Source organism: Streptomyces sp. NPDC059224, assembly GCF_042754285.1.
Taxonomy (GTDB): domain Bacteria; phylum Actinomycetota; class Actinomycetes; order Streptomycetales; family Streptomycetaceae; genus Streptomyces.
Window position 1 is genome coordinate 41,980 of sequence record NZ_JBHZAN010000006.1, and the last position, 23,966, is coordinate 65,945.

Genomic DNA, 23,966 nt, shown 5'->3' on the forward strand with positions numbered 1-23,966 from the left:
CGTCGGCCGCATGTATGCGATCACGATTCCCGAACCTGGTGGGCCCGAGGCGCTGGTGTGGGACGAGGTCCCCGATCCGGTGGCCGGGGAGGGCGAGGTGCTGGTCGAGGTGGTGGCCAGCGCCGTCAACCGCGCCGACATCCTGCAGCGGCAGGGCAACTACAACCCGCCGCCGGGTGCCTCCGCCTATCCCGGCCTGGAGTGCTCCGGCCGGATCGTCGAGGTCGGCCCCGCGGTCTCCGGCTGGTCGGTCGGCGACGAGGTGTGCGCACTGCTCGCCGGCGGCGGCTACGCGCAGAAGGTCGCCGTCCCGGCCGGACAGCTGCTGCCGGTGCCCGCGGGCGTGGACCTGAAGCAGGCGGCCGCGCTGCCCGAGGTGGCCTGCACGGTCTGGTCCAACGTCTTCATGATCGCCCACCTGCGTCCCGGTGAGACGCTGCTCGTGCACGGCGGCTCCAGCGGCATCGGCACCATGGCCGTCCAGCTGGGCAAGTCGGTCGGGGCCAAGGTCGCGGTCACCGCGGGCAGCAAGGAGAAGCTGGACTTCTGCGCGGAGCTCGGCGCGGACATCCTCGTGAACTACCGCGACCAGGACTTCGTCGCCGAGGTGCGGCAGGCCACCGACGGTGCCGGGGCCGACGTCATCCTCGACAACATGGGCGCAAGCTACCTGGACCGGAACGTGCGGGCCCTCGCCGTCAACGGACGGCTCGCGATCATCGGTATGCAGGGCGGGGTGAAGGGCGAGCTGAACATCGGCGCCCTGCTCGGCAAGCGGGCCGCGATCAGCGCGACCTCGCTGCGCGCGCGCCCGCTGGCCGAGAAGGCGGCCATCGTCGCGGCCGTGCGGGAGCACGTGTGGCCGTTGATCGAGGGCGGTCATGTCCGGCCGGTCGTCGACCGGGAGGTGCCGATGGCCGAGGCGGCCGAGGCGCAGCGGCTGGTGGAGGCCAGCGGGCACATCGGCAAGGTCCTCCTCGTCGCTCCCTGAGCCGTCGCCCCCGGGGCCCGGCGGCTAGCTCCGCCGCACCCGCAGGGCGACGAAGGCGAGGCCGAGGCCGAGCCCGATCAGGACGAGGCCGCTGCCCAGCGGAAGGATGTGCAGGACGGGCTCGGAGGAGTCCTCCTCGCCGGGGGCCACGGCCTGGTGGGCGGGGTACTGCTGGGGCGCGCTGGGCACCGGGCCGGTGCCCCGGGACGGCTGCGCCGCCACGGTGCGGGCCGGGCTCGGGGCAGCCGTCTCGTCGCCGGGCTCGTCTTCGTACTCGTCCTGTTCCTGCCCCTGGACAGCCGCCGCCGGGCCCTGGGGCCGTCCGGGCCGCAGCCTGCCCTCGCCGGCCAGGGTGCCGGCCCGGGACGGCTCGGCGGAGACCGAGGGGCTCGCGGGGGGCGAGGGAGCCGTCTCCGGATCCCGGGCGACCACGGGCCCGGGGTCGTACGCGACGGCTGTGCCGCAGGGCAGCAGCACCGTCGCGAGGGCGAGCAGCAGGCGGAGCAGCGCGAGCCGTACGCCGCCGGAGGTGGATCGCGGCCTTGGAGTCACGTCGGTGACCTCCCGGAACACAGTCGTCAGAGCCGACGATCACCAGCCTCACATCCGCCGGCAGGCCCGGCATGTCTGATTCGGCCGATGGGTCTATGCCCGGCCGGGGCGGCCGGTCAGGGTGGATCAGCTCCGACGGGGGGCACCACGGTGGTGAGGTGTACCGGTGCGAGAGAATGGCGGCATGGAGATGCCGAGGAACGAACGGTCGCCCGAGAACCCCCAGATCCTGGTCGTGGGCCAGGACGGGATGGCGCTCGGTGGCGGCAACGGGGACGAGGACTCCCGCGAGATCCCGGTGACGGAGATGGTGGAACAGCCCGCCAAGGTCATGCGGATCGGCAGCATGATCAAGCAGCTCCTGGAGGAGGTGCGGGTGGCTCCTCTCGACGAGGCCAGCCGGGTCCGGCTGAAGGAGATCCACGCCAGCTCCGTCAAGGAACTGGAGGACGGTCTGGCACCGGAGCTGGTGGAGGAGCTGGAGCGGCTCTCGCTGCCCTTCACCGACGACGTGACCCCGACCGACGCGGAACTGCGTATCGCGCAGGCCCAGCTGGTGGGCTGGCTGGAGGGCCTCTTCCACGGGATCCAGACGACCCTGTTCGCCCAGCAGATGGCCGCCCGCGCCCAGCTGGAGCAGATGCGCCGGGCACTGCCGCCGGGCGTCGGCCACGAGGGCGAGGAACACGGACCGGCGGCCGGCCGCTCCGGGGGACCGTATCTGTGAGCCGTGCGCACGGGGGGACCGGCGGACGACTGCCGGTTCTTTCCGTGTTCTGTTACCTCAGTCACACGTGATCACCAGGGGATCGTAAAATAATTTGATCACTCCTAGCCTTCTTGGGCTCAACTCCCAAGAAGGAGAAGCCATATGAAGATACGACGCTCCGCACTCGTCACGGCCGGCGCTCTGGCCTGCTTGGCGATCCCGGCCGTGGCCTCCCCGGCCGCGGCCGACTCGATGGTGACGGGCAGCTGCGGTGTCACCGGTGCCTACGGTGCCTACACGGGTTACTTCGTAACCGGCGCGAATCGCATCTGATGCGAACTGGCGCCCTCTTGCGCTGCATTGACCGAGCGGACACCGGGAAGCCGCTGATCAGCGGAGAGAACGCTCACTGCATGCCTGTCGCGACGGTAGCCGACGGCCGGGCCTGTGTCGTTCCACTTCACTCAATCGGATGGCTGACCTGCCGTTCCTCTCCAGGCTTCGCATCCGATGCGAGATTCTCGCGCTAGATGCGATCTACGGAGCGTGACGAATTTGGCAGGCGGGAACGGGACGACGCCAGGGACCGCGCGGCTGCATCTGGCTGACGGGGTACCGCTGTTGCGGCCGGAGGAGCAGGTCTTCGAGGCGATGCTGGACGGCTGGCGCAACCAGCAGCTGGCGCGGAACCTCGCGCTGTCGACCATCAACGGCCGTGAACGGAAGGTGCGGGCGTTCGCCGCGCACGCGGTCGCCTTCCCCTGGAACTGGTCCTCGCCGCTGGCGGACGAGTGGTTCGGCGATCTGCGGGCGGTCCGTGGCTGCGTTCGCTCGACGCTGCGCGGCTACCAGGAGGCGGTGCGGCTGTTCTGCGACTACGCCACCGACCCGGCCTACGGCTGGGCCGCCGAGTGCGAGCGCCGTTTCGGTACTCATCCGATCCAGGTGTGTCATGAGTGGAACACCGCCGTGCACATGCAGGAGTGCGAGGCCGAGTCCCCGAAACGGGCCTTCACCCGGGACGAGTTGCAGGCGTTCTTCGACCACGCCGACGATGAGGTGAGCCGGGTCCGCGGACGTGGCCGCAAGGGATGGCTGCCCGCCTTCCGCGACGCGATGTTGTTCAAGACCGCGTACGCCTACGGGCTGCGGCGCAACGAGACGAGGATGCTGGATGTCGCCGACTTCGGCCGCAACCCCGAAGGGGCGGAGTTCGGCGAGTACGGCGTCTGCTACGTCCGCCATGGCAAGGCCAAGAAGGGCTCGTCCCCCAAGCGCCGCAGCGTACTGACCGTGTGGGACTGGTCGGCCGAGATCCTTGACCAGTGGGTCAGCGAGGTGAGACCCGCCATGCACCACGCGGACGGGCCCGCCCTGTGGCCGTCCGAACGCGGCCGTCGCGTCGGCCTGCAACGGCTGGACTCCCGCTTCGCCGCCTACCGCGACGACCTCGGCCTGGACCCGGTCCTGGACTTTCACTCGCTACGAAGGTCCTACGTCACCCACCTGATCGAAGACGGCTGGGACGCCCTATTTGTCCAGCAGCAAGCCGGCCACGACCATGCCAGCACGACCTCGATCTACACCTGCGTCTCCTCCGACTTCCGCACCCGCACGCTGCGGCGGGCGCTGGACGCCACGGTCGAGACCGCGCTCAACCCGGGCAGGAGGGCGTGATGAAACGCCACGTCAGCTACCAGTGGCGACTGCGGGAGCGGATGGCCGCCGCCGGTATGTTCACAACCAGCGAGCTGGCCCAGCCGCTGGCCGAGCGGGGCATCAACCTGTCGCTCTCCCAGGTCCACCGGCTGGTCACCGGCACCCCCGAGCGTCTGTCGCTGCCGGTGCTGGCCGCACTCTGCGACATCTTCGAGTGCACCCCGGCCGACCTGATCGCCACCAAGGCCGAGAACGCCGCCATCCGCAAGGTCGCCACCGGCGACGCGGTCGTCGACCTGTCGGCGGTCCGTCCCAAGCGCGCCCGGATCCGGCCCGAAGGGTGAGCCGCACCCGAGTGCCGGCGAGCGCACGGTTCTGCGCCCGCTGCGGCCGGGCGGTGCGGCCCGAGACGAACCACTGGCCTGAGGGCTACATCTGCCAAAGCTGCATGACCAGAGCCCTGGAGACCTACGGAACGTGCGTCGGCTGTGGCGTCGATCGGCTCACCCCTGGCCTCGCGCCGGACGGCGGCAAGCTCTGCACTGACTGCGCAGGCGGGCTTGGTGACTTCATCTGCGAACGCTGCGGCCAGGAAGCCAGGCGCTACCGGCGCGGGATCTGCGGCCGATGCGTCCTGACCGAACGTCTCCATGACCTGCTCGACGACGGCTCCGGCTCCGTCCGCACCGAACTGCTCCCGCTGTTCGATGCCCTGCGACAGATGCGCCGTCCCTGGGGCGGGCTGACCTGGACGAGCCATTCCCACGTTCAGCGCAACTTGCGGGCCCTGGCCCGCGGCGAAGTCCCGCTCACCCACGACGGACTGGGCCAACTCACGCCCTGGCGGTCGGTCGCCTACATGCGCGACCTGCTCATGCAGAGTGGTGTCCTGCCCCCGGCCGACCGGCAGCTGCTGCTGTTCCAGCGGTGGCTCGCCGAGAAACTGCCCGCCATCGACGGCCCCGGGCCTCGGCGCCTGCTGGAGCTCTTCGCCACCTGGCACGTCCAGCGCCGACTGCACACCCTGGCCGACCGCGGCCCGCTCACCAGCAAGCAGATCCACCAGGCCCGCAGCGAGATCCACCTAGCGATCGCCTTCCTCGCTCACCTCGCAGAGCGCGGACGTACCCTCGCCGACTGCACGCAGGCCGATGTCGACGCCTGGTACGCAGGCGGCTACACCGCCCGGCGCCTCACCCATGCCTTCCTGCGATGGGCAATGCGGTCCAACCACATGCCCGCGGTCACCGTTCCGCACCGCTCCACCAGCAACCCAACCCCGCTCGCTCAGCACCAACGGCTCACCCTGCTACGGCAGGCCGTCAACCGCGACGACATCCCTCTCCAGGACCGCGTGGCCGCCGCGCTCGTTCTCCTCTACGCGCAGCCGCTCACCCGGATCGCACGGCTCACCACCGACGATGTCCTCCATAAGGATGGCGAGGTCCTGATCCGGCTCGGCGACCCGCCGTCGCCCGTCCCTGAGCCCTTCGCCGGCATGCTGCTGGACTACCTGGGCCAGCGGCCGAACACCATGACTGCAACCAATCCGGGCGCCCGATGGCTCTTCCCAGGCCGACGGGCCGGACAACCCATGACCTCGGACACCCTCGAAATCCGCCTCCGCGACCTGGGCTTCCCTACCCAACGAGGACGCACGTCGGCGATCCGCCACCTCGTACTCCAGGCCCCCGCCCCCGTGGTCGCCCGCATGCTCGGCTACCACGACGACACCACCGCCCAACTCGCCGCCGAGGCCGGAGGAACCTGGCGGCACTATGCCCCTGGCGACCACTCACGGTGAGCACGAGCCCTAATTGACCACGGAATATACGACTCTCGATTACGCGGGGTCGCCAGTTTCAGACCCCGAACAGCCCCGCCTCGCCCGCGCCAGCAGCAGCACGGCCTGACTGTTCCCCGGCCGACAGCGCGGGCATCCGATGGACCCGACCAGCCTGCTCGACCAGCTCCGAGCCGCCGGAGTTCCCGCCCAGCGCGACCGGACCTCAGCGATCCACCAACTGGTCCTCCAAGCCCCTGCTCCTGTCGTTGCTCGGGCCCTGGGCCACCACGACAAGACCACCACTCACCTGGTCGTCGAAGCCTGTGGAACCTGGAGCCGATACGCCCCGGGCGATCACCGAAGGTGAGTCCCAACCGACTCATGCGGCCCCGGCTGTCCTGGCAGCCCACCCGCTACCTTCCTCACATGGAACGGGCCACCATCCTGAGCAGCCTCGCCGCGAGCGGAACTGACACCGCCCCGCAGCGACTCACCGAACTTGCCGCCGAACTCGACATACCGGCCGCCGACCTTCTCGTTGTCGCAGGCCAGCCGGTGCCGGCGGAACTCCTTCCCCCGGAGCGCGACGCCGGGGTCATGAGGCAGTTCGCATACCGCGTCAGTTACTGCGACCACTCGCAGCTGGCCGCGTTGGAGGCATTCGTCCGCTCACTGCCCCGCGTCGCCGCTCCAGAACGCTTCGTGCAGCCGGCGTGGCCGGGCCGCCGTCCCGCCGAGACCAGGCTTGCCGCCGTGCTCGGCGCGCTGATCCGCAATCGCGGCTTCGGCATCCGCGAACTGCCGTTCATGGGACTGTCCCTCAGCACGCTGCACGGGATGGTGTGGCGCTGGGACCCGAGTCCGCACCGCCGGCAGCAGCTATCTGCCGTAGCAGGTCCGCTGGGCTGGACCCTGCCCGATCTCTTCGCGGTTGTCGATGAGCCGTACTCGGAGGAACTCCGCCCGGTGCTGCACTGCCACCACCTCGGGCGGGTCTTCGCGGCGGCCGTCCCCTTGACTACCGCTCAGCTGATCGAGACCGCGGAGGAAGCGGATCGACTGAGCGTGCGTGAGGACCACGGCGTATGGCAGCCCGTCTCGCAGGGCTTTGCCGAGGAATGTCCGGACTTCCCCTGACAGCAAGGGCTGCCTTGGTGCCTTCTGGCATGGTCGGGCGCCTTCGCACGTCGTCCGCGCCAGGCAGCGGTAGCCCATGGCGATCGACGTCCGCCGAGCCCGCGCTGATCACTCAACGCGAGCACCATTTGGACTCGGCCGCGCATAGGCGATACCTGAACATGCGAGCTCACCAGTCCCGAGGCCGACCACTGCGTCCGCGCGGTCCGGGTCGATGCCGAGAGACAGCCCGGCATCCGGGGCGGCGTGGCGAAGTCGCACGGTGAGCGTGACGTTCGACGTGGTGACACGCTGAACCTGGGGACACAGGCAACGATCTGATCAATGTCACCGCTGCTGTCGTACCGACGGGTGGATGCTGTCGAGGTGGACTGGCTGCCCGTTGCGGGGACTCTACTCGGCACGTTGATTGGCTCGGCAGGAACGATCATCACTCAGTACGTGACCAACCGTACCGTTGAACGAAGCGCACGCCGAGCGCGCGCTGAGCAGGTTCGAGCTGAGAGGAAGGCTGCGATTCAGGACTTCGTCGAGGTCTATCAGAGGATCGAGCGTGTCATCAGCGACGGTGGTGATCGGCCGAGTGAGCTGATCCATCGCATGTGGTCGCTGCGCAACAATCTGATGCTGGTCGCCTCGGAAGAGCTTCACGACGCGGCGTCTGACCTCGCTAACGCTCTTGGCGATACGTACTGGCACGGAACACCGGACGGCAGTAAGCCTTGGAAGCACCTCGGTGGCGTCCGGCATCGATTCCTTGAGGCGGCGCGCGCTGAGGTGCGGCCGGATGCTGACCACCGGGGGAACTGATCGACCAGAAACCGACCGGGTGATCGCGGCTCGCCCGCTTGGGTGACGGGTCAGATCTCGGCGTCGTCCTCGGCGGTATCGGGGCCGCGCAGCACGTCGGAAGGTGGACCAGGCGACCACTCACGGTGACCACGAGCCCTCACTGGCAAGTGAATACGCGACTCCCAATTACGCGAGGTCGCCAGTTGAGCAAGACCAGCATCAATCCGTTGCGGCTGAGAGCGGTCGACACCGCCGCCGATGGCCACCATGCTTCCGTTCGCCTGTCCACGGTCGAGAACGACGGCACCCTCAAGGCGTGGTCCTGGCACGACAACTACGACGGCAACGGTGCCGACCTGGTCTGGGACACCTACGCGACGGACGCGAAGGGCATCGCCGCGGTACGCATCGACGTCGGCGTCTTCGAGGGCCATGACCTGCTGAGCATCTGCACGTCCAGCAAGCAGGACAACCCCTACTGACGGTCGTCCGTCTTTCCCTTCCCGGTCACTGCGGCGGGTTGCCCGTCGAGACACTCAGCTCGATCGTCTGCGTGCCTTTCGGATCGACATCGGTGCCCGGGGAGGGGAACTGGTCCACGACGGTCCCGTCGCCCCACGTGTTGTCGTCTTCCTTCTTGATCTTGTACTGCCAGCCGGCGGCTTTGAGGCACTCCTTCACGGAGCCGATGTACTTGTACCTGAAGTCGGGCAGCTGGATCTTGTCCGCGTCGTCGTACGACTCCTGCGGCTCGGTGCACTCGGTCTTCTCGACGGTCTTCGAGGTGTCCGGGCCGCGGTAGCCCGACGCGTGCGAGGCCGACGCGTCCGCGGTGGAGCCGCCGCTGCCCCCGTTGTCGTCCTTGTTGCCGCCGCCGCTGTTCAGTACCAGCGCGACGACCAGACCGATCACCGCGATCAGCGAGACCGCGATCGACCCGATGACCACCTGCCGGTTGCCCCTGCCCCCGCCAGCGCCGGAGGAAGGCGACTGCGGGGTGATGTCGTACGGCGGTGGGGTCGTCGGTGCCGGCTGGGCGTACCCGGCCGGCGTCTGGTAGCCCGCCTGCTGCGGATAGCCGTACGCCGGAGCGGGGCTGGGGGTGCCGTACGGATTCGGGTGCGGCGTCGGCTGGTACGGCGTCCGCACCGGGCCGGCCGGTGCCGCGCTCGCCCGGTCGACCGGCGGGAACACCGCGGAACCGACCCCGGAACCGCTCTGCGTGGGCGGGATGCCCGGCACGATGCTGGGCGCGGCCGGCTGGAGCGAGGCGGCGACCCGCAGGCACTCGTCGCGCATGGACTCGGCGGTCGGGAAGCGCTCGTTCGGGTTCTTCTTCAGGGCGCGGGCGACCAGCGCGTCCACGGCCGGGGGAAGGGCGCGGTTGACCGAGGACGGCGCGACCGGCTCCTCCTGGACATGCGCGTAGGCGATCGCCAGCGGTGAGTCCGCGTCGAACGGCAGCCGACCGGTGACCAGCTGGAACAGCATGATGCCGACCGAGTAGAGGTCGGAGCGGGCGTCCACGCCCCGGCCCAGCGCCTGCTCGGGGGAGAGGTACTGCGGGGTGCCGACGACCATGCCGGTCTGGGTCATCGAGGTGACCCCGGACTGCATGGCACGGGCGATGCCGAAGTCCATCACCTTGACGACCCCGCGCTTGGTCATCATCACGTTGCCGGGCTTGATGTCACGGTGGACCAGCCCCATCTCGTGGCTGATCTCCAGCGCGGCCAGTACGTCGGCGGTGATCTTCAGTGCCTTGTCGGCGGGCATCGCCCCGTGCCGCGTCACGTCGTCGTCGAGCACCGAGCCGAGCGGGCGGCCCTCGACGTACTCCATGACGATGTACGGCATGGTCGAGCCGTCGAGGTCCTCCTCCCCGGTGTCGAAGACGGAGACGATGTTGGTGTGCGTGAGCTTGGCCACTGCCTGGGCCTCGCGGCGGAAGCGCTCGCGGAAGGCCTGTTCCCGGCCGAGTTCGGTGTGCAGGGTCTTGATCGCGACCTGCCGGTCCAGGACCGCGTCGTACGCCAGGTGCACGGAGGCCATTCCGCCCGCGCCGAGCAGGTCGCGCAGTTGGTAGCGGCCACCGGCCAGCGCCCGCCCCACGTAACGGCCGTGTGCGCCGTCCTGGCTCATTTTCCCCGTCCCCCGTCGGGCGCTCAGGCACCCTTGTTGATCGAATGTCCCATTCCTGGTCAAGTTCCGGGCCAAGTCTGCCCGAGGGCACTGACACGTCAAGCGCGGTGCCCGATCCGTGACCGTACGCGAAAGAAGAGGCGCGGAAGCGTTACGGCTGCCGTACGCCCGATACACAGAATTTGCACGACAGCGCGGGGTACGGGTTTGATGGCCGGTCCGTCCACGGGACGGAACCCGGACCTGGGGGTTGCGCGGAGGCTGTAGCGTGGCCGACGGAGACCGTGACAACACCGCGCGCACCGCGGGCAGAAACGACGGCGAGGACCGATGGCACAGACGCACAGCGCCCAGGGCCCGTCCGACCCCGAGGCGACTGGCGGCGGCATGTCAGACACGCCGGAGATGTGGGGCAACGGCGGCCTGGTCGGCGACGGCCGTTACCGGCTCACTCACCGGCTCGGCCGGGGCGGCATGGCCGAGGTGTTCGCCGCCGAGGACGTACGGCTCGGCCGGACCGTGGCCGTCAAGCTGCTGCGCGCCGATCTCGCCGAGGACCCGGTCTCCAAGGCCCGTTTCACCCGCGAGGCACAGTCGGTCGCCGGGCTCAACCACCACGCGATCGTGGCGGTGTACGACTCCGGCGAGGACGTCGTCGGCGGCCAGTCCGTGCCGTACATCGTGATGGAGCTGGTCGAGGGCCGCACCATCCGCGACCTGCTGATCAACGCCCAGGCGCCGGGCCCCGAGCAGGCCCTGATCATCACCTCCGGGGTGCTGGAGGCGCTGGCCTACTCGCACCAGCACGGCATCGTGCACCGCGACATCAAGCCCGCCAACGTGATCATCACCCACAACGGCGCGGTCAAGGTGATGGACTTCGGCATCGCCCGCGCCCTGCACGGCGCGTCGACGACGATGACGCAGACCGGCATGGTCATGGGCACGCCCCAGTACCTCTCCCCGGAGCAGGCGCTCGGCAAGGCCGTCGACCACCGCTCCGACCTGTACGCCACCGGCTGTCTGCTGTACGAACTCCTCTCGCTGCGGCCGCCGTTCATCGGCGAGACCCCGCTGTCGGTGGTCTACCAGCACGTCCAGGACATCCCGGTGCCCCCGTCCCAGACCTCGGAGGGCGTCGCCCCGCCGGAGCTGGACGGCCTCGTCATGCGCTCGCTGGCCAAGGACCCCGACGACCGGTTCCAGACCGCCGAGGAGATGCGCGGCCTGGTCCAGTACGGCCTGCAGATGCTGTACGACCAGGGCGCCCACACCGGCACCTGGAACACCGGCCCGGTCACGGTGCACGACGGCCGGCACGCGGCGGGCGGCTTCGCCGGTACGACGGCGATGCAGCACCCGATGAACTCCTCCGGCACCTCGCAGATCCCGCAGCCGATCCTGCCGTCCGGGTACGGCGGCGGGGACGACGGCGGCTTCGAGGGCCACGGCAACAAGGGCAGTGGCCGCGGCAAGCTGTGGATCCTGGCCGTCTTCGCGGTGATCGCGATCGCGGCGGGCGTCGCGCTGGCCCTGAACAAGGGCAGCGGCAACGGCGGTGACCCGGGGACGTCGACGTCGCCGAGCGTCACGCGGTCCACCAAGGACGACACGCCCAGTGCGACCCCCTCCGACGAGGCCAGCGACACGGCCACGGACACGGAGACCGGCACCAGCGGCTCGGGCGACGGCGGCGGCTCCCACTACACGCCGTCTCAGACCCCGTCGTACACCCAGTCCCAGACGGAGAGCAGCGAACCGTCCGACGAGCCCTCGGACACGGCGAGCGCCTCGCAGCCCACCGACACCGAGAGCTCCCCGCAGACGGACCCCACCGAGTCGGCGGGCGCGGACGGTGGCAGCGGCAACACGGACGAGGGTGCCGTCGCCGGCACCGGCCTGGGCAACCCTTGACGGACACTGACACCCCTGCGGCGCTGAGCGACCGTCCTCACCGGACGAACGCGTCGCACACCGCGTCGTACTCGCTGGTCCACCAGACGGCCAGCGCCGAGGCGGCCGGGAACTGAGGGTCCGCGCGGGTGTCGCCGCGCTCGTAGTGCCAGCGCAGCATCCAGAAGTCGTTGAGCCGTTCCCACCACACGCGGTGCACGGCCGCCGCCAGCTCCGAGGGGGTGGCGCCGGCCGCCCGCCGGTACGCGCGCGCGTACGCCCGCACCTTCGGCAGGTCGAGCGCTCCCGCCGGGCGGACGAAGAAGATGGCGGCGGCGCGGACGGCCTCCTCCGCGCGGGGCTGCACACCCAGCCGGTCCCAGTCGACGATCGCGGCGGGCGCGCCGTCCTTGTAGAGCAGGTTGAACGGGTGGAAGTCGCCGTGCACCCAGCCCACCGAGGCGCCGCGCGGCGGGCGCCGGCCGGCGTGCTGTTCCAGGAGCGCGCGGCGTTCGAGCAGCCGGTGGCGGGCGAGTTCGTCGAAGGCGTCGGCGGGGCGGTGCCGGCTGACACGGGTCAGCAGGTCGTCGATGAGCACGAAGGTGTCGACGGGGTCGGCGCTCTCGACGGGATGGGGGCTCGTGGCCGGCCGGGTGCGCCCCTTGGGCGGCATCACCCGCTCCAGACAGGCGTGTACAGCGCCCAGGAGCGCACCGAGCCGAGCGCACTCCCCGTGTGTGAGCTGTCCGCCGTGCCGGTGCCGGCCGTCGATCCAGGGATGCAGCGCGTAGGCGTGGCCGCCGACGACGGCGACCGTGCGGCCGTCACGGTGGGCCAGCGGCGGGGCGACCGGGACGCCGAGGGCGGCCAGCCGCTGGGTGGCCAGATGGCGTCGCTCGATGGCGGCCGGGTCGGCGGTGTCCGGGTCGAAGTGGTGCTTCAGGAAGTACCGCCCGAGGGTGGTGCGGACGCTGTAGCCGCGGTTGAGCAGGCCCTGTTCGACGGGTTCGCAGGCGAGCGCTGAACCGGCGGCGTACAGCCGGAGCAGGGCGCCCAAAGGGGGCGCGGGGGGCATGAGGGGTGGTAAACAAGAGCGCGGCACGCGGCAGATGGTAGGGCAACGCCTGGGCCTGTGAGCTGGGGATTGTCGCAGGCAGTCGCTGTTGGTCACTTTCGGTCACGTGGTGGACGGTGGCGGACCCGGGTGCGCCGGCCGGGCGTACGGGAACGAACGGTTCACCGTCCGTGTCGGACCGGACGGGCCCCGGTGAGCCCCCCGTGGGTCTCGCCCGTGAACTCTTCCCGTGGCCCGGTGCGGCGGGATAACGTGCGGTAGCTCCGGCCTCCCGCAGGGCTCTGACCAGCAACCTTCCGGCACCTGTCGACTTACTAGGAAACCCAAGCAAAAAGTACTTGGATTTCCAAGCAAAAACGCAGGTCAGGAGGGGTTTCACAGAAATGTGGAGCACTGGGTAACGTGCATCTTGCAGGGCGCTCGCCGGGGCACCTGTCACGCCTGTTGCCGGCCGAGTGGCACCCACCCCGTGTCACGGGTGCCGGAAACAGGTGAGCCGCACTGGTTCACCCGGCAACCCCGGGGGCCGGACCGACGGAGGAGCACACGTGACCGTGGACAGCAGTGCCGCGAGCCAACCGCGACGCAGCGCCGCAGGCAAGGCCGGTACCACCGGCAGCAAGACCGGCACCAAGCGCACCACTCGCACCACCGCGAAGAAGAGCACCGATCCCGAACTCGTGCAGTTGCTGACCCCGGAGGGCAAGCGGGTCAAGAACGCCGAGTACGACGCGTACGTCGCCGGGATCACCCCCGAGGAACTGCGCGGCCTGTACCGCGACATGGTGCTCTCCCGCCGCTTCGACGCCGAGGCCACCGCCCTGCAGCGCCAGGGCGAGCTGGGCCTGTGGGCGTCCCTGCTCGGCCAGGAGGCCGCCCAGATCGGCTCCGGGCGCGCCACCCGCGAGGACGACTACGTCTTCCCGACCTACCGCGAGCACGGCGTGGCCTGGTGCCGCGGGGTCGACCCGACCAACCTGCTGGGCATGTTCCGCGGCGTCAACCACGGAGGCTGGGACCCCAACAGCAACAACTTCCACCTCTACACGATCGTCATCGGCTCCCAGACCCTGCACGCCACCGGCTACGCCATGGGCGTCGCCAAGGACGGCGCGGACTCGGCGGTCATCGCCTACTTCGGCGACGGCGCCTCCAGCCAGGGCGACGTCGCCGAATCGTTCACCTTCGCCGCGGTCTACAACGCCCCGGTGGTGTTCTTCTGCCAGAACAACCAGTGGGCGATCTCCGAGCCGACCGAGAAGCAGACCCGCGTCCCGCTCTACCAGCGCGCCCAGGGGTTCGGCTTCCCCGGCGTCCGCGTCGACGGCAACGACGTGCTGGCCTGCCTCGCGGTCACCAAGTGGGCGCTGGAGCGCGCCCGCAGCGGCGAGGGCCCGACGCTGGTCGAGGCGTACACCTACCGGATGGGCGCCCACACCACCTCCGACGACCCGACCAAGTACCGGGCCGACGAGGAGCGTGAGGCGTGGGAGGCCAAGGACCCGATCCTGCGGCTGCGCCGGTACCTGGAGGCCGCAAACCACGCGGACGAGGGATTCTTCGCGGAACTCGAAGCCGAGTCCGAGGCGTTGGGCAAGCGAGTGCGCGAATCGGTCCGTGCCATGCCTGACCCGGACAACTTCGCCATGTTCGAGCACGTGTACGCGGACGGGCACGCGCTCGTCGACGAGGAACGAGCCCAGTTCGCCGCCTACCAGGCGTCGTTCGCTGACGTAGAGGGGGCCTGATCATGGCAGCGGAGAAGATGGCTCTGGCCAAGGCGATCAACGAGTCGCTGCGCCGCGCCCTGGAGACCGACCCCAAGGTCCTCGTCATGGGCGAGGACGTCGGCAAGCTCGGCGGCGTCTTCCGGGTCACCGACGGCCTGCAGAAGGACTTCGGCGAGAGCCGCGTCATCGACACCCCCCTCGCGGAGTCCGGCATCGTCGGCACCGCGATCGGCCTCGCCCTGCGCGGCTACCGCCCGGTGGTGGAAATCCAGTTCGACGGATTCGTCTTCCCGGCGTACGACCAGATCGTCACCCAGCTGGCGAAGATGCACGCGCGTTCGCTGGGCACGGTCAAGCTGCCGGTCGTCGTGCGCATCCCCTACGGCGGCGGCATCGGCGCGGTCGAGCACCACTCGGAGTCCCCCGAGGCGCTCTTCGCGCACGTGGCGGGCCTGAAGATCGTCTCCCCGTCCAACTCCTCGGACGCCTACTGGATGATGCAGCAGGCCATCCAGAGCGACGACCCGGTGATCTTCTTCGAGCCCAAGCGCCGCTACTGGGACAAGGGCGAGGTGAACACGGAGGCCATCCCCGGCCCGTTGCACAAGGCGCGGGTGGTCCGCGAGGGCACCGACGTCACCCTGGCCGCCTACGGCCCGATGGTGAAGCTCTGCCAGGAGGCCGCCGACGCGGCCGCCGAGGAGGGCAAGTCCCTGGAGATCCTCGACCTGCGGTCCGTCTCCCCGCTGGACTTCGACTCCATCCAGGCCTCGGTGGAGAAGACCCGCCGCCTGGTCGTGGTCCACGAGGCACCGGTGTTCTTCGGCTCGGGCGCCGAGATCGCCGCCCGGATCACCGAGCGCTGCTTCTACCACCTGGAGGCCCCGGTGCTGCGGGTGGGCGGCTACCACGCCCCCTACCCGCCGGCCCGCCTGGAGGAGGAGTACCTTCCGGGCCTGGACCGGGTGCTCGACGCCGTCGACCGTGCCCTGGCGTACTGAGGAGAGGGTCGTGACGACGATGACGGAAGCTTCCGTACGCGAGTTCAAGATGCCGGACGTGGGCGAGGGACTCACCGAGGCCGAGATCCTCAAGTGGTACGTCCAGCCGGGCGACACGGTCACCGACGGCCAGGTGGTGTGCGAGGTCGAGACGGCGAAGGCGGCCGTCGAACTGCCGATCCCCTACGACGGGGTGGTGCGCGAGCTGCGTTTCGCCGAGGGCACCACGGTGGACGTGGGCACGGCGATCATCGCGGTCGACGTGTCCGGCGGGGCGGCCGCTCCCGCGGCGGAGCCCGTGCCGGCTCCCGAGTCCGTGCCGGCCGAGCCGGAGGAGAAGCCGCAGGGCCGTCAGCCGGTCCTGGTCGGTTACGGCGTGGCGGCCTCCTCCACGAAGCGCCGCCCGCGCAAGGGCGCGGAAGGGACGGCCGCAGAGGCCGCCGTCCAGGCGGCGGTCCAGAAGGAGCTGAACGGCCACGGCCCCGCCGGGGTCGCCGAAGCGGCCCCCGAGGCCCCCGCCGTGGAGCGTTCGCGCCCGCTGGCGAAGCCGCCGGTGCGCAAGCTGGCCAAGGACCTGGGCGTCGACCTGGCCACGGTGATCCCGTCGGGCCCGGAGGGCGTCATCACGCGCGAGGACGTCCACGCGGCGGTGGCGGCGGTACCGACGGCGGCCCCGGAGCCGGCCCCGGCCCCGCCGGCGGCTCCCGCCGTCGCGGCGGCTCCCGTGGTGTCGTACGACGGTGTGCGGGAGACCCGGGTCCCCATCAAGGGCGTCCGCAAGGCGACGGCCGCGGCGATGGTGGGTTCCGCGTTCACGGCGCCGCATGTCACGGAGTTCGTGACGGTGGACGTGACCCGCACGATGAAGCTGGTGGAGGAGCTCAAGCAGGACAAGGACCTGCAGGGCCTGCGGGTGAACCCGCTGCTCCTCATCGCCAAGGCGCTGCTGGTCGCCATCAAGCGCAACCCGGACGTCAACGCGTCCTGGGACGAGGCGAACCAGGAGATCGTGCTCAAGCACTACGTCAACCTGGGCATCGCCGCGGCCACCCCGCGGGGCCTGATCGTTCCGAACATCAAGGACGCCCACGCGAAGACGCTGCCGCAGCTGGCCGAGTCCCTCGGTGAGCTGGTGTCCACGGCCCGGGACGGCAAGACCTCGCCCGGCGCCATGCAGGGCGGCACGGTGACGATCACCAACGTCGGCGTCTTCGGCATCGACACGGGGACGCCCATCCTCAACCCGGGTGAGGCGGCGATCCTGGCGGTCGGGGCGATCAAGCTCCAGCCGTGGGTCCACAAGGGCAAGGTCAAGCCCCGCCAGGTCACCACGCTGGCCCTGTCCTTCGACCACCGCCTGGTCGACGGCGAGCTCGGCTCCAAGGTCCTCGCGGACATCGCGGCGATCCTGGAACAGCCGAAGCGGTTGATCACCTGGGGCTGAGCCCGGACAGGTCGAACGAGTGGGCGGTCGCGAATTCGTCTTGCGACCGCCCAATCGCGCTTTCAGAGCCGGTTCAGCACGTAGACCGGCGCCCCCTCCTCCGTCCCGCCGCGCGAGTGAATGCAGGCGTGCTTGCGCAGCAGCCGCAGACACTCGTTGACGCGGTGCACCGTCAGACCGGTGCGCGCGGCGATCGATTCGAGCGGCTCACGCAGCTCGCCCTTCTCGACGAGGACCGGGGCGATGACGACCGCCACCGTCCACACGTCCTCGGTCACCGACAACCGCTGCCGCCAGTCGGCGAGTACGGACTCGGTGGTCGGCAGCGCCATGTGCGGACCGTAGGGCCTGCGACGTTCGAGGACGAGCTCGTCGAGCCGGTCGGCGATCCGTTCCATGGCCCGGACCATGGCCAGCTGCACGGCGAGCGTGCTCTTCTGCAACTCGATCAGTTTGCGCTGCCCGTCCGCCAGCTGTTCGTCCAGCTGCAGGTTGTGCGCCTCCAGCCGGACGATGGCCTCGGCGACCTGCTCCGGCATGGCGTAGGCGACGGGAGCACCCGGGTCGGCGGGCTGCACCTCGGCCTCTTCGAGAGTGTAGGAACCTTCTCGCTGGACAGTCGCGATGACTTCGGCGACCCACTCCTTGAAGGGGGCGCAGGCGGGCTTCGTGCAGCCGTTGACGAGAGCGATAAGGCCTGGCAGATCGATGAGGTTCATGTCTCGACGCCACTGCCTACCTGCGGGAATGCTGAGAGCGTAACCTCCAGTTACGCTCTCGATAGTCTCTCGATGCTCCTCCGGAACATGGTCGGCGAGAGCCTTCCGGGCGTTGGCATAGCCCAGTTCCTTGCACACATCCACCGCCGGGAACCAGTGCGTTCCGTCCGGCATGGTCAGTCGTCGTACCCGGGCTCCGGTCGCCGCGTACACGAAGTCGCTGACGTCGATCGCCTCGTGGGACCTGGTGGGCTTCGCCTGCTTGTTGGGTTCGTTCATCGGAACCACCTCCGCCGCGGAACCTAGGGCGAAGAAAATGGAATATGCCAGTCAAATGCTGTGATGTTCACGATTGCGAGGGAAGGTCGCCTGTTCCGCTGCGCCGGGGCGTTCGGGTGTGCGAAAGGCCCGCCGCGGGGATCGCGGCGGGCCTTCGTCGGCTCGGTTCCAGGTGGGTCAGATCGTCGCGAAGCCGTAGTTCAGGAGCTTCGTCGCGTCCGTCGCGCGCTGGGTGATGGAGGAGGAGGCGAGGACGGTGCCGATGACCGTCTTGCCGTTCCGGGTCGCGGCGAAGACGAGGCAGTACTTGGCCTCGGGGCCGGATCCGGTCTTGATGCCGATGGCGCCGCTGTAGCTGCTGAGCAGCGTGTTGGTGTTGGTCCAGGCACCCATGGTGCGGGTGGAACCGGTCTTGGTGATCGTCTTCGCCGTGTACTTCTTCGTCTTGACGACCGCGCGGAAGTTGGCGTTCTTCATCGCGCTGCTGGCGATCTTCGTCAGGTCGCGCGGCGTCGAGTAGTTGTTGCCGTTGCCGATGCCGTCGAAGGAGTCGAAGTGGGTGTGGGTCAGACCCAGGTTCTTCGCGGCGGTGTTCATCTTGGAGATGAAGTTGGCGACGCGCTTGGCGCGCGTGGTGCCCGAGCCGTACGTGTCCGCGAGCGCGTAGGCGGCGTCGCAGCCGGAGGGCAGCATCAGCCCGTAGAGCAGCTGGCGGACGGTGACCTTGTCGCCGACGATCAGGTGCGCCTGGGAGGCGTTCTTGGCGACGACGTAGTCGCTGTACGCCTTCTGGATCGTGACCTTCTTGTCGAGGTTCAGGTTCGACTGCGCGAGCACGACCTTGGCGGTCATGATCTTCGTGGTCGAACCGGTGGACAGCTTGGTGTCCCCAGCCTTCGTGTACAGCGTCTTCGCGTTCGCGTTGTTCATGACGTAGCCGCCCTTGGCCACGATCGAGGGCTTGGTGACGGCCTGCGCGGGTGCCGCGGTGAGGGCGCCGGTCGCCAGCAGCGCGCCGGACGTGACGGCGACGGCGGCGGCCCTGCGGAGGCGAGTGCCCTTAATACCGGTAATCAACTGAAATACCCCGAGTCGAGTCGAGTCGTAATGCCCCTGGCATGCGGCCGAGTTGGGGATGCCAAAGCGAATGGGGCCGCACGTGTGTGACACGTAATTAGCACAGATGGTTGTGTAGTTGCTGAGGGCGATTTTCGTCACGTCCGGATGGTGGACGTCGCCACCCCTTGTGTACGTGTTGTATCTATGCTGTAGGCATGAGCCTGGCCGTCAAGCAGCCCCCCGCCGCCGACCGTGTGTACTCCCATGTCAAGCAAGCCGTCCTGGACCGTCACTACGAGGGCGGCACGCTCCTCACCGAGGGCGAGCTGGCCGAGGCCGTAGGGGTGTCGCGCACCCCGGTCCGCGAGGCGCTGCTGCGTCTCGAGGTCGAGGGCCTGATCAGGCTCTACCCGAAGAAGGGCGCCATGGTGCTGCCCGTCTCCGCCCAGGAGATCGCGGACGTGGTGGAGACCCGGATGCTGGTCGAGGAACACGCGGTGCGCAAGGCCGTACCGCCGTCCGCGCCGCTCGTGGCCCGTCTGGAGGAGCTGCTGGACCGGCAGAAGGCCGAGGCCGCCGCCGGTGACCTGGCCGCCGCGGCCGTCACGGACCGCTGCTTCCACGCCGAGATCGTCCGCGACGGCGGCAACGAGATCCTCTCCCGCCTCTACGACCAGCTCCGCGACCGGCAGCTGCGGATGGGCGTCGCGATCATGAACGCGCACCCCGACCGGATCGCCAAGTCGCTCATCGAGCACGAGGAGATCCTGGACGCGCTGCGCGCCGGGGACGCCGACGGAGCGGTCGAGCTGGTGCACCGGCACGTCGACTGGTTCGCGCACCTGGCGCGGGGTGAGGTCCGATGAGCCGCGGCGGCGTCTCGTTGCCCGGTGATCCGCCCGGCGGCCGGCGGGCCGTCGCGGTGTGGTCCATAGGCGTCTCGGTCTACTTCGTCGCCGTCATCTTCCGTACCTCCCTCGGTGTCGCCGGTCTCGACGCGGCCGACCGCTTCCATGTCAACGCCTCGGCGCTGTCCACCTTCTCGATACTCCAGCTGCTGGTCTACGCCGGCATGCAGATACCCGTCGGCCTGCTGGTGGACAGCCTCGGCACCAAGAAGGTGCTCGCCATCGGCGCGGTGCTGTTCACGGCCGGCCAGCTGGGTTTCGCGTTCTCCCCGTCGTACGGCACCGCGCTCGCCTCGCGTGCGCTGCTCGGCTGCGGCGACGCGATGACCTTCATCAGCGTGCTGCGGCTTGGCACCCGCTGGTTCCCGGTGCGGCGCGGTCCGCTCGTCGCGCAGCTCGCCGGCCTGGTCGGCATGGCGGGCAATCTCGTCTCCACGCTGGTCCTGGCCCGGCTGCTGCACGGCATCGGGTGGACCCCGGCGTTCGCGGGCAGCGCGCTGGCCGGGGTGGTCGTCCTGGTCCTCGTGCTGTTCTTCCTGAAGGACCACCCCGAGGGGTACGAGCCGGCGCCCTTCCCGCACCAGGGCGCGGCGTACGTACGGAAGCAGATCGCCGCGTCCTGGCGGGAGCCGGGGACCCGGCTCGGTCTGTGGGTGCACTTCACCACCCAGTTCCCGGCGATGGTGTTCCTGCTGCTGTGGGGGCTGCCGTTCCTGGTCCAGGCGCAGGGGCTGTCCCGTGCCACGGCCGGTGAGCTGCTGACGCTGGTCGTCCTCTCCAACATGGTGATCGGGCTGGTCTACGGCCAGGTCGTCGCCCGGCACCACGCGGCGCGGCTGCCGTTGGCGCTGGGCACGGTCGCGGCGACGGCCGCCGTGTGGGCCGCGACGCTGGTGTACCCGGCCGAGCACGCGCCGATGTGGCTGCTGGTGGTGTTGTGCGCGGTACTGGGGGCGTGCGGTCCGGCGTCCATGCTCGGGTTCGACTTCGCCCGCCCGGCGAACCCGCCCGAGCGGCAGGGGACCGCGTCCGGGATCACAAACATGGGTGGATTCGTGGCGTCGATGACGACGTTGTTCGCGGTGGGTGTCCTGCTGGACGCGACCGGCGACGACTACTCGGTGGCGTTCTCGTGCGTGTTCGTGCTCCAGGCGCTGGGGGTGAGCCAGATCCTGCGGCTGCGGGGGCGGGCGGCCCGGCGCGAACGGGAGCGGACGGTGGCGAGCCGGGTGGAGACGGTGCACGTGCCGGCATGACCTTTCCTCCCGGCTTTTCCTCCCGGCTCTTTCCGGCCGACGACGCGGGTTCTTACGCCGTCGCCGGTACGAGGGTGAGGTAGGCCAGGCCCAGTACGCCCCGGTACGTCAGCCAGGACGACCGGTGGGTGTCCAGGCGGGCCCGGGTCTCCGCGGCCAGGGGATGGGCGGGGTTGGCCGCCAGCCATACCTCCTGGTCCGCCTGGTACGCCGACTCGAACTCCTCCCATTCCGCCAAGCTCGCCGTCTCCGTCCACTCCGGGCGGAAGCCCGCCGTCACCGCCAGGTCGACCAGGGCCGCCAGGTCGTGGTGGTCGGCGGCCGAGGCGCCCGGCCACATCCCGGAGAGCTCCGTCTCGGTCGGGGTGCGCTGCCAGAAGCCCTCCCCGAGCAGGACCCGCCCGCCGTCGGTCACCAGCCGCCGCAGCTCCCGCAGGGCCGTCACCAGGTCGTCGTCCAGCGCCTGGCTCGCCCCGAGGCACAGCACCACGTCGGCCGGCCCGCGACCGGTACCCACCGCCGACTCCTCGGCGAACCGCACCCGGCCGGCCAGCCCGCGCGCCTCGGCGGTTCGCCGTCCCCGCGCCAGGTCCCCGGTGTGCACGTCCAGTCCCACGCCGTGCGCGTGGGGGGCGGCCTCCAGCAGGCGGAGCATCAGTCCGCCCCAGCCGCATCCGATGTCCAGCACGGTGGTGGGCCGCGTGGCGGCCAGCCGCCGCACGATCGCGGCCGCGCGGGCCTCGGAGAGCGGGCCGTGGAAGGTGAGCCGGGTCAGCCGGGGCGGGAGGTCGTCGTGCGCTGTGGTGGCAGTGGTCATGCCGGGCAAGGTAGATGTCCACGGGCGCCGCAGCCCACCGAATTACCGGCGCCTGCCCCGGTTTCCCCCGCGGGGACCGAGACCGCCGCCGCGTGACCGCGAAGTCCCGTGACCGCGTGACGAGAGGTCCCGCTACTGCGTGACCGTGAAGTTCCGCAGGATCGACGCCGTCAGTTCCTGGTCGCCCTCCGCCTTCACCCGGTCCGCCACCGCGTCCGGGGTGGTGCGGCCGCAGGCCAGACGGACGAAGGTCTCCCAGTCCAGGGTGAAGATGGCCGCGGGGCCGAGGGCGGGGCTGGTCTCCAGCGTGCCGCGGCCCTGGATGTCGATGCGGATGGTGCGCAGGAACTCCACCGGTCCGTGCACATCGAAGATGACGGCCGAACTGCGCGGGGCGTCGGCCTCGGTGGCGACCACCCGGGGCAGCTCGCCGAGCAGCACGTCGCGGGCGACCTGCGCGCCCGGCGAGTCGAGGTTGCCGGGCCGGCCCAGCGCCGCGCGCAGGTCCTGCTCGTGCACCCACACGTTGAACGCGTGGGTGCGCATGGCCTCCTCGAGCGTGATCTCCTTGCTCAGCGGCCCGCGCACCAGATGCCCCGGTTCCCGCGACTCGTTGCGCAGCTGGCGGTTGCGGCGGATGACCGTGTACTCCAGCTCCGAGGTCATCTCCGGCGCCGTGTGATGGCGTCGCACGTCGACCTGCATCTCCATGTAGCGCTGGTACTCGTTGGTGACGTGGTACAGGTCGCGCGGCAGGGTGTGGATGGGGCGCGGGTCGCCGAGCATCTCGCAGTCCAGCCCGATGACATGGGAGACCACGTCCCGCACCGACCAGCCCGGGCACGGGGTCCGCCGGTTCCACTCGCCCTCGACAAGCGGGGTCACCAGCTCGGATATCGCTTCGATGGAGTGGGTCCAGGCGTCGGCGTAGGGCTGGAGGGTGGGATGCAGACTCACGGAACGGGACCCCTCGGCGGTCGGTACTCGGGCAGGTTGTGGCGGCGCTGCCAGCGGGAGGTGGCTGCTGTCGGCGGGTGTCTTGGGACTCCCCCAGTTCTCGAACTGGGCTCGAACCGGGGGGACCCCCAAGTTACGCTGCTGTGAGGCACCCCGGCAGTGCTTTCGTGTGACGATCGTAGGCCCGTGTGGACGGCTCGAATGCCAGGACGGTGGTAGTGTGCGCGCCTCGCTCATCCAGATCGATGTAAACGAGGGCGAATCGGTCGAATCGCGTCGGCGGCGCATGACCGCACTGGTACGCGAACAGGCCGACGCCGATCTCGTCGTACTGCCCGAGCTGTGGACGACCGGCGCGTTCGCCTACGAGGAGTTCGCCGGCCAGGCGGAGCCGCTCGAAGGCCCGACGTACGAGGCGATGGCGAAGGCGGCGAGCGAGGCGGGCGTCTGGCTGCACGCCGGTTCCATCCCCGAGCGGGCTCCGGCCGACAGCGGATCCGCCGCGGGTGACGGCGCCCTCTACAACACGGCTCTCCTCTTCTCCCCCTCCGGTGAGCTGGCCGCGGCCTACCGCAAGATCCACCGCTTCGGCTTCGACAAGGGCGAGGCGGTGCTGATGGGCGCCGGGCACGAACTGGTGACCGTCCCGCTCCCGGAGACCACGCTGGGCGTGGCCACCTGCTACGACCTCCGCTTCCCCGAACTCTTCCGCGCGCTCGTCGACGCCGGCGCCGAGACGATGGTGGTCTCCGCGGGCTGGCCCGAGCGGCGACGCGCGCACTGGACGCTGCTGGCCCAGGCGCGGGCGGTCGAGAACCAGGCGTTCGTGATCGCGTGTGGAACGGCCGGGACGCATGCCGGAGTTCCGCAGGCGGGTCACTCGATCGTGGTGGACCCCTGGGGCGAGGTGCTGGCCGAGGCGGGAGCCGGCGAGGAGATCCTCACCGTCGACATCGACCCGGCCAGGGTCGCCGTCACCCGCGAACAGTTCCCGGCGCTCAAGGACCGCCTGCTGGGCCTCGAACCGCCCCGCCGCCGCTGAAGGGTGTTGCAGAAGGCC

23 protein-coding genes are annotated in these 23,966 nt (G+C 70.0%); 16 read left to right on the forward strand and 7 right to left on the reverse strand.

What is annotated here, in order from left to right; genetic code table 11:
• Positions 1–10 precede the first annotated feature (10 nt).
• Positions 11–991 carry an NAD(P)H-quinone oxidoreductase gene (locus ACFXI4_RS07895; RefSeq protein WP_384988862.1) on the forward strand — a complete coding sequence of 327 codons (981 nt, stop codon included), beginning with the start codon at positions 11–13 and terminating at the stop codon, positions 989–991.
• Between the two features lie 24 nt (positions 992–1,015).
• On the opposite strand, the gene ACFXI4_RS07900 is transcribed toward ACFXI4_RS07895, so the two are convergent.
• On the reverse strand, positions 1,016–1,543 hold the full coding sequence (locus ACFXI4_RS07900) for a hypothetical protein (RefSeq protein ID WP_384988863.1): 528 nt from the start codon (positions 1,541–1,543) through the stop codon (positions 1,016–1,018).
• A gap of 184 nt (positions 1,544–1,727) precedes the next feature.
• Here ACFXI4_RS07900 and ACFXI4_RS07905 point away from each other — a divergent pair, with 184 nt between their 5' ends.
• The 8 genes from ACFXI4_RS07905 (at position 1,728) to ACFXI4_RS07940 (ending at position 8,108) form a co-directional block, all read left to right on the forward strand.
• A complete protein-coding gene (locus tag ACFXI4_RS07905; protein WP_362726213.1) occupies positions 1,728–2,270 on the forward strand; it encodes a bacterial proteasome activator family protein in 543 nt (180 codons plus the stop codon).
• 144 nt (positions 2,271–2,414) lie between these two features.
• Positions 2,415–2,585 (forward strand): hypothetical protein, encoded by a 171-nt coding sequence (locus tag ACFXI4_RS07910; protein ID WP_384988864.1) that lies wholly within the window; start codon positions 2,415–2,417, stop codon positions 2,583–2,585.
• 213 nt (positions 2,586–2,798) lie between these two features.
• Complete coding sequence (locus ACFXI4_RS07915; RefSeq protein WP_384988865.1) at positions 2,799–3,929, forward strand: tyrosine-type recombinase/integrase; 1,131 nt, start codon at positions 2,799–2,801, stop codon at positions 3,927–3,929.
• Positions 3,929–4,255: a helix-turn-helix domain-containing protein gene (locus ACFXI4_RS07920; RefSeq protein WP_384988866.1), complete on the forward strand. Its 327-nt coding sequence runs from the start codon at positions 3,929–3,931 to the stop codon at positions 4,253–4,255. The genes ACFXI4_RS07915 and ACFXI4_RS07920 overlap by 1 nt, the downstream gene beginning before the upstream one ends.
• A gap of 104 nt (positions 4,256–4,359) precedes the next feature.
• Positions 4,360–5,715, forward strand: coding sequence for a hypothetical protein (locus ACFXI4_RS07925; protein WP_384988867.1), 1,356 nt, complete (start codon positions 4,360–4,362; stop codon positions 5,713–5,715).
• Between the two features lie 408 nt (positions 5,716–6,123).
• Positions 6,124–6,834, forward strand: coding sequence for a hypothetical protein (locus tag ACFXI4_RS07930; RefSeq protein ID WP_384988868.1), 711 nt, complete (start codon positions 6,124–6,126; stop codon positions 6,832–6,834).
• A gap of 324 nt (positions 6,835–7,158) precedes the next feature.
• Positions 7,159–7,644, forward strand: a complete 486-nt coding sequence (locus tag ACFXI4_RS07935; RefSeq protein WP_384988869.1) for a hypothetical protein — start codon at positions 7,159–7,161, stop codon at positions 7,642–7,644.
• 185 nt (positions 7,645–7,829) lie between these two features.
• Positions 7,830–8,108 carry a hypothetical protein gene (locus ACFXI4_RS07940; protein WP_384988870.1) on the forward strand — a complete coding sequence of 93 codons (279 nt, stop codon included), beginning with the start codon at positions 7,830–7,832 and terminating at the stop codon, positions 8,106–8,108.
• Between the two features lie 25 nt (positions 8,109–8,133).
• Here the strand turns inward: ACFXI4_RS07940 and ACFXI4_RS07945 are convergent, their stop codons facing one another.
• Positions 8,134–9,768: a protein kinase gene (locus ACFXI4_RS07945; RefSeq protein ID WP_384988871.1), complete on the reverse strand. Its 1,635-nt coding sequence runs from the start codon at positions 9,766–9,768 to the stop codon at positions 8,134–8,136.
• A gap of 330 nt (positions 9,769–10,098) precedes the next feature.
• Between ACFXI4_RS07945 and ACFXI4_RS07950 the strand changes: the two genes are divergently transcribed.
• Positions 10,099–11,682, forward strand: a complete 1,584-nt coding sequence (locus tag ACFXI4_RS07950) for a protein kinase (RefSeq protein ID WP_362726205.1) — start codon at positions 10,099–10,101, stop codon at positions 11,680–11,682.
• 37 nt (positions 11,683–11,719) lie between these two features.
• Here the strand turns inward: ACFXI4_RS07950 and ACFXI4_RS07955 are convergent, their stop codons facing one another.
• Complete coding sequence (locus tag ACFXI4_RS07955; protein WP_384988872.1) at positions 11,720–12,736, reverse strand: phosphotransferase; 1,017 nt, start codon at positions 12,734–12,736, stop codon at positions 11,720–11,722.
• A 548-nt stretch (positions 12,737–13,284) separates the two neighbouring features.
• On the opposite strand from ACFXI4_RS07955, the gene pdhA reads away from it, so the two are divergent.
• From pdhA to ACFXI4_RS07970, 3 genes are read left to right on the forward strand one after another with little or no spacing between them, the layout of a single operon-like run.
• Complete coding sequence (pdhA, locus tag ACFXI4_RS07960) at positions 13,285–14,484, forward strand: pyruvate dehydrogenase (acetyl-transferring) E1 component subunit alpha (protein WP_384988873.1); 1,200 nt, start codon at positions 13,285–13,287, stop codon at positions 14,482–14,484.
• Between the two features lie 2 nt (positions 14,485–14,486).
• Complete coding sequence (locus ACFXI4_RS07965) at positions 14,487–15,467, forward strand: alpha-ketoacid dehydrogenase subunit beta (protein WP_362714189.1); 981 nt, start codon at positions 14,487–14,489, stop codon at positions 15,465–15,467.
• A 10-nt stretch (positions 15,468–15,477) separates the two neighbouring features.
• A complete protein-coding gene (locus tag ACFXI4_RS07970) occupies positions 15,478–16,911 on the forward strand; it encodes a dihydrolipoamide acetyltransferase family protein (RefSeq protein ID WP_384988874.1) in 1,434 nt (477 codons plus the stop codon).
• Positions 16,912–16,973: 62 nt separating this feature from the next.
• On the opposite strand, the gene ACFXI4_RS07975 is transcribed toward ACFXI4_RS07970, so the two are convergent.
• Together ACFXI4_RS07975 and ACFXI4_RS07980 are read right to left on the reverse strand one after the other, a co-directional pair.
• The gene (locus tag ACFXI4_RS07975) at positions 16,974–17,909 is read right to left on the reverse strand and encodes a BRO family protein (RefSeq protein WP_384988875.1); all 936 of its coding nucleotides are present in this window, start codon (positions 17,907–17,909) and stop codon (positions 16,974–16,976) included.
• 177 nt (positions 17,910–18,086) lie between these two features.
• Positions 18,087–18,986, reverse strand: coding sequence for a D-alanyl-D-alanine carboxypeptidase (locus tag ACFXI4_RS07980; protein WP_362714183.1), 900 nt, complete (start codon positions 18,984–18,986; stop codon positions 18,087–18,089).
• 197 nt (positions 18,987–19,183) lie between these two features.
• Between ACFXI4_RS07980 and ACFXI4_RS07985 the strand changes: the two genes are divergently transcribed.
• Complete coding sequence (locus tag ACFXI4_RS07985; RefSeq protein WP_384988876.1) at positions 19,184–19,834, forward strand: GntR family transcriptional regulator; 651 nt, start codon at positions 19,184–19,186, stop codon at positions 19,832–19,834.
• Complete coding sequence (locus tag ACFXI4_RS07990) at positions 19,831–21,132, forward strand: nitrate/nitrite transporter (RefSeq protein ID WP_384988877.1); 1,302 nt, start codon at positions 19,831–19,833, stop codon at positions 21,130–21,132. The genes ACFXI4_RS07985 and ACFXI4_RS07990 overlap by 4 nt, the downstream gene beginning before the upstream one ends.
• Positions 21,133–21,184: 52 nt before the next feature.
• Here the strand turns inward: ACFXI4_RS07990 and ACFXI4_RS07995 are convergent, their stop codons facing one another.
• Together ACFXI4_RS07995 and ACFXI4_RS08000 are read right to left on the reverse strand one after the other, a co-directional pair.
• A complete protein-coding gene (locus ACFXI4_RS07995; RefSeq protein ID WP_384988878.1) occupies positions 21,185–21,949 on the reverse strand; it encodes an SAM-dependent methyltransferase in 765 nt (254 codons plus the stop codon).
• Positions 21,950–22,081: 132 nt separating this feature from the next.
• On the reverse strand, positions 22,082–22,906 hold the full coding sequence (locus tag ACFXI4_RS08000; protein ID WP_384988879.1) for a maleylpyruvate isomerase family mycothiol-dependent enzyme: 825 nt from the start codon (positions 22,904–22,906) through the stop codon (positions 22,082–22,084).
• A gap of 220 nt (positions 22,907–23,126) precedes the next feature.
• Here ACFXI4_RS08000 and ACFXI4_RS08005 point away from each other — a divergent pair, with 220 nt between their 5' ends.
• Positions 23,127–23,948, forward strand: coding sequence for a carbon-nitrogen family hydrolase (locus ACFXI4_RS08005; RefSeq protein ID WP_384988880.1), 822 nt, complete (start codon positions 23,127–23,129; stop codon positions 23,946–23,948).
• The last annotated feature ends 18 nt before the right edge of the window (positions 23,949–23,966 follow it).

Bases quoted from the DNA above. Each gene is read 5' to 3' on its own strand.
- ACFXI4_RS07895 (WP_384988862.1), top strand. From the start codon at position 11: ATGTATGCGATCACGATTCCCGAACCTGGTGGGCCCGAGGCGCTGGTG.
- ACFXI4_RS07905 (WP_362726213.1), top strand. From the start codon at position 1,728: ATGGAGATGCCGAGGAACGAACGGTCGCCCGAGAACCCCCAGATCCTG.
- ACFXI4_RS07910 (WP_384988864.1), top strand. From the start codon at position 2,415: ATGAAGATACGACGCTCCGCACTCGTCACGGCCGGCGCTCTGGCCTGC.
- ACFXI4_RS07920 (WP_384988866.1), top strand. From the start codon at position 3,929: ATGAAACGCCACGTCAGCTACCAGTGGCGACTGCGGGAGCGGATGGCC.
- ACFXI4_RS07925 (WP_384988867.1), top strand. From the start codon at position 4,360: ATGACCAGAGCCCTGGAGACCTACGGAACGTGCGTCGGCTGTGGCGTC.
- ACFXI4_RS07930 (WP_384988868.1), top strand. From the start codon at position 6,124: ATGGAACGGGCCACCATCCTGAGCAGCCTCGCCGCGAGCGGAACTGAC.
- ACFXI4_RS07935 (WP_384988869.1), top strand. From the start codon at position 7,159: ATGTCACCGCTGCTGTCGTACCGACGGGTGGATGCTGTCGAGGTGGAC.
- ACFXI4_RS07945 (WP_384988871.1), bottom strand. From the start codon at position 9,768: ATGAGCCAGGACGGCGCACACGGCCGTTACGTGGGGCGGGCGCTGGCC.
- ACFXI4_RS07950 (WP_362726205.1), top strand. From the start codon at position 10,099: ATGGCACAGACGCACAGCGCCCAGGGCCCGTCCGACCCCGAGGCGACT.
- ACFXI4_RS07955 (WP_384988872.1), bottom strand. From the start codon at position 12,736: ATGCCCCCCGCGCCCCCTTTGGGCGCCCTGCTCCGGCTGTACGCCGCC.
- ACFXI4_RS07965 (WP_362714189.1), top strand. From the start codon at position 14,487: ATGGCAGCGGAGAAGATGGCTCTGGCCAAGGCGATCAACGAGTCGCTG.
- ACFXI4_RS07975 (WP_384988875.1), bottom strand. From the start codon at position 17,909: ATGAACGAACCCAACAAGCAGGCGAAGCCCACCAGGTCCCACGAGGCG.
- ACFXI4_RS07985 (WP_384988876.1), top strand. From the start codon at position 19,184: ATGAGCCTGGCCGTCAAGCAGCCCCCCGCCGCCGACCGTGTGTACTCC.
- ACFXI4_RS07990 (WP_384988877.1), top strand. From the start codon at position 19,831: ATGAGCCGCGGCGGCGTCTCGTTGCCCGGTGATCCGCCCGGCGGCCGG.
- ACFXI4_RS07995 (WP_384988878.1), bottom strand. From the start codon at position 21,949: ATGACCACTGCCACCACAGCGCACGACGACCTCCCGCCCCGGCTGACC.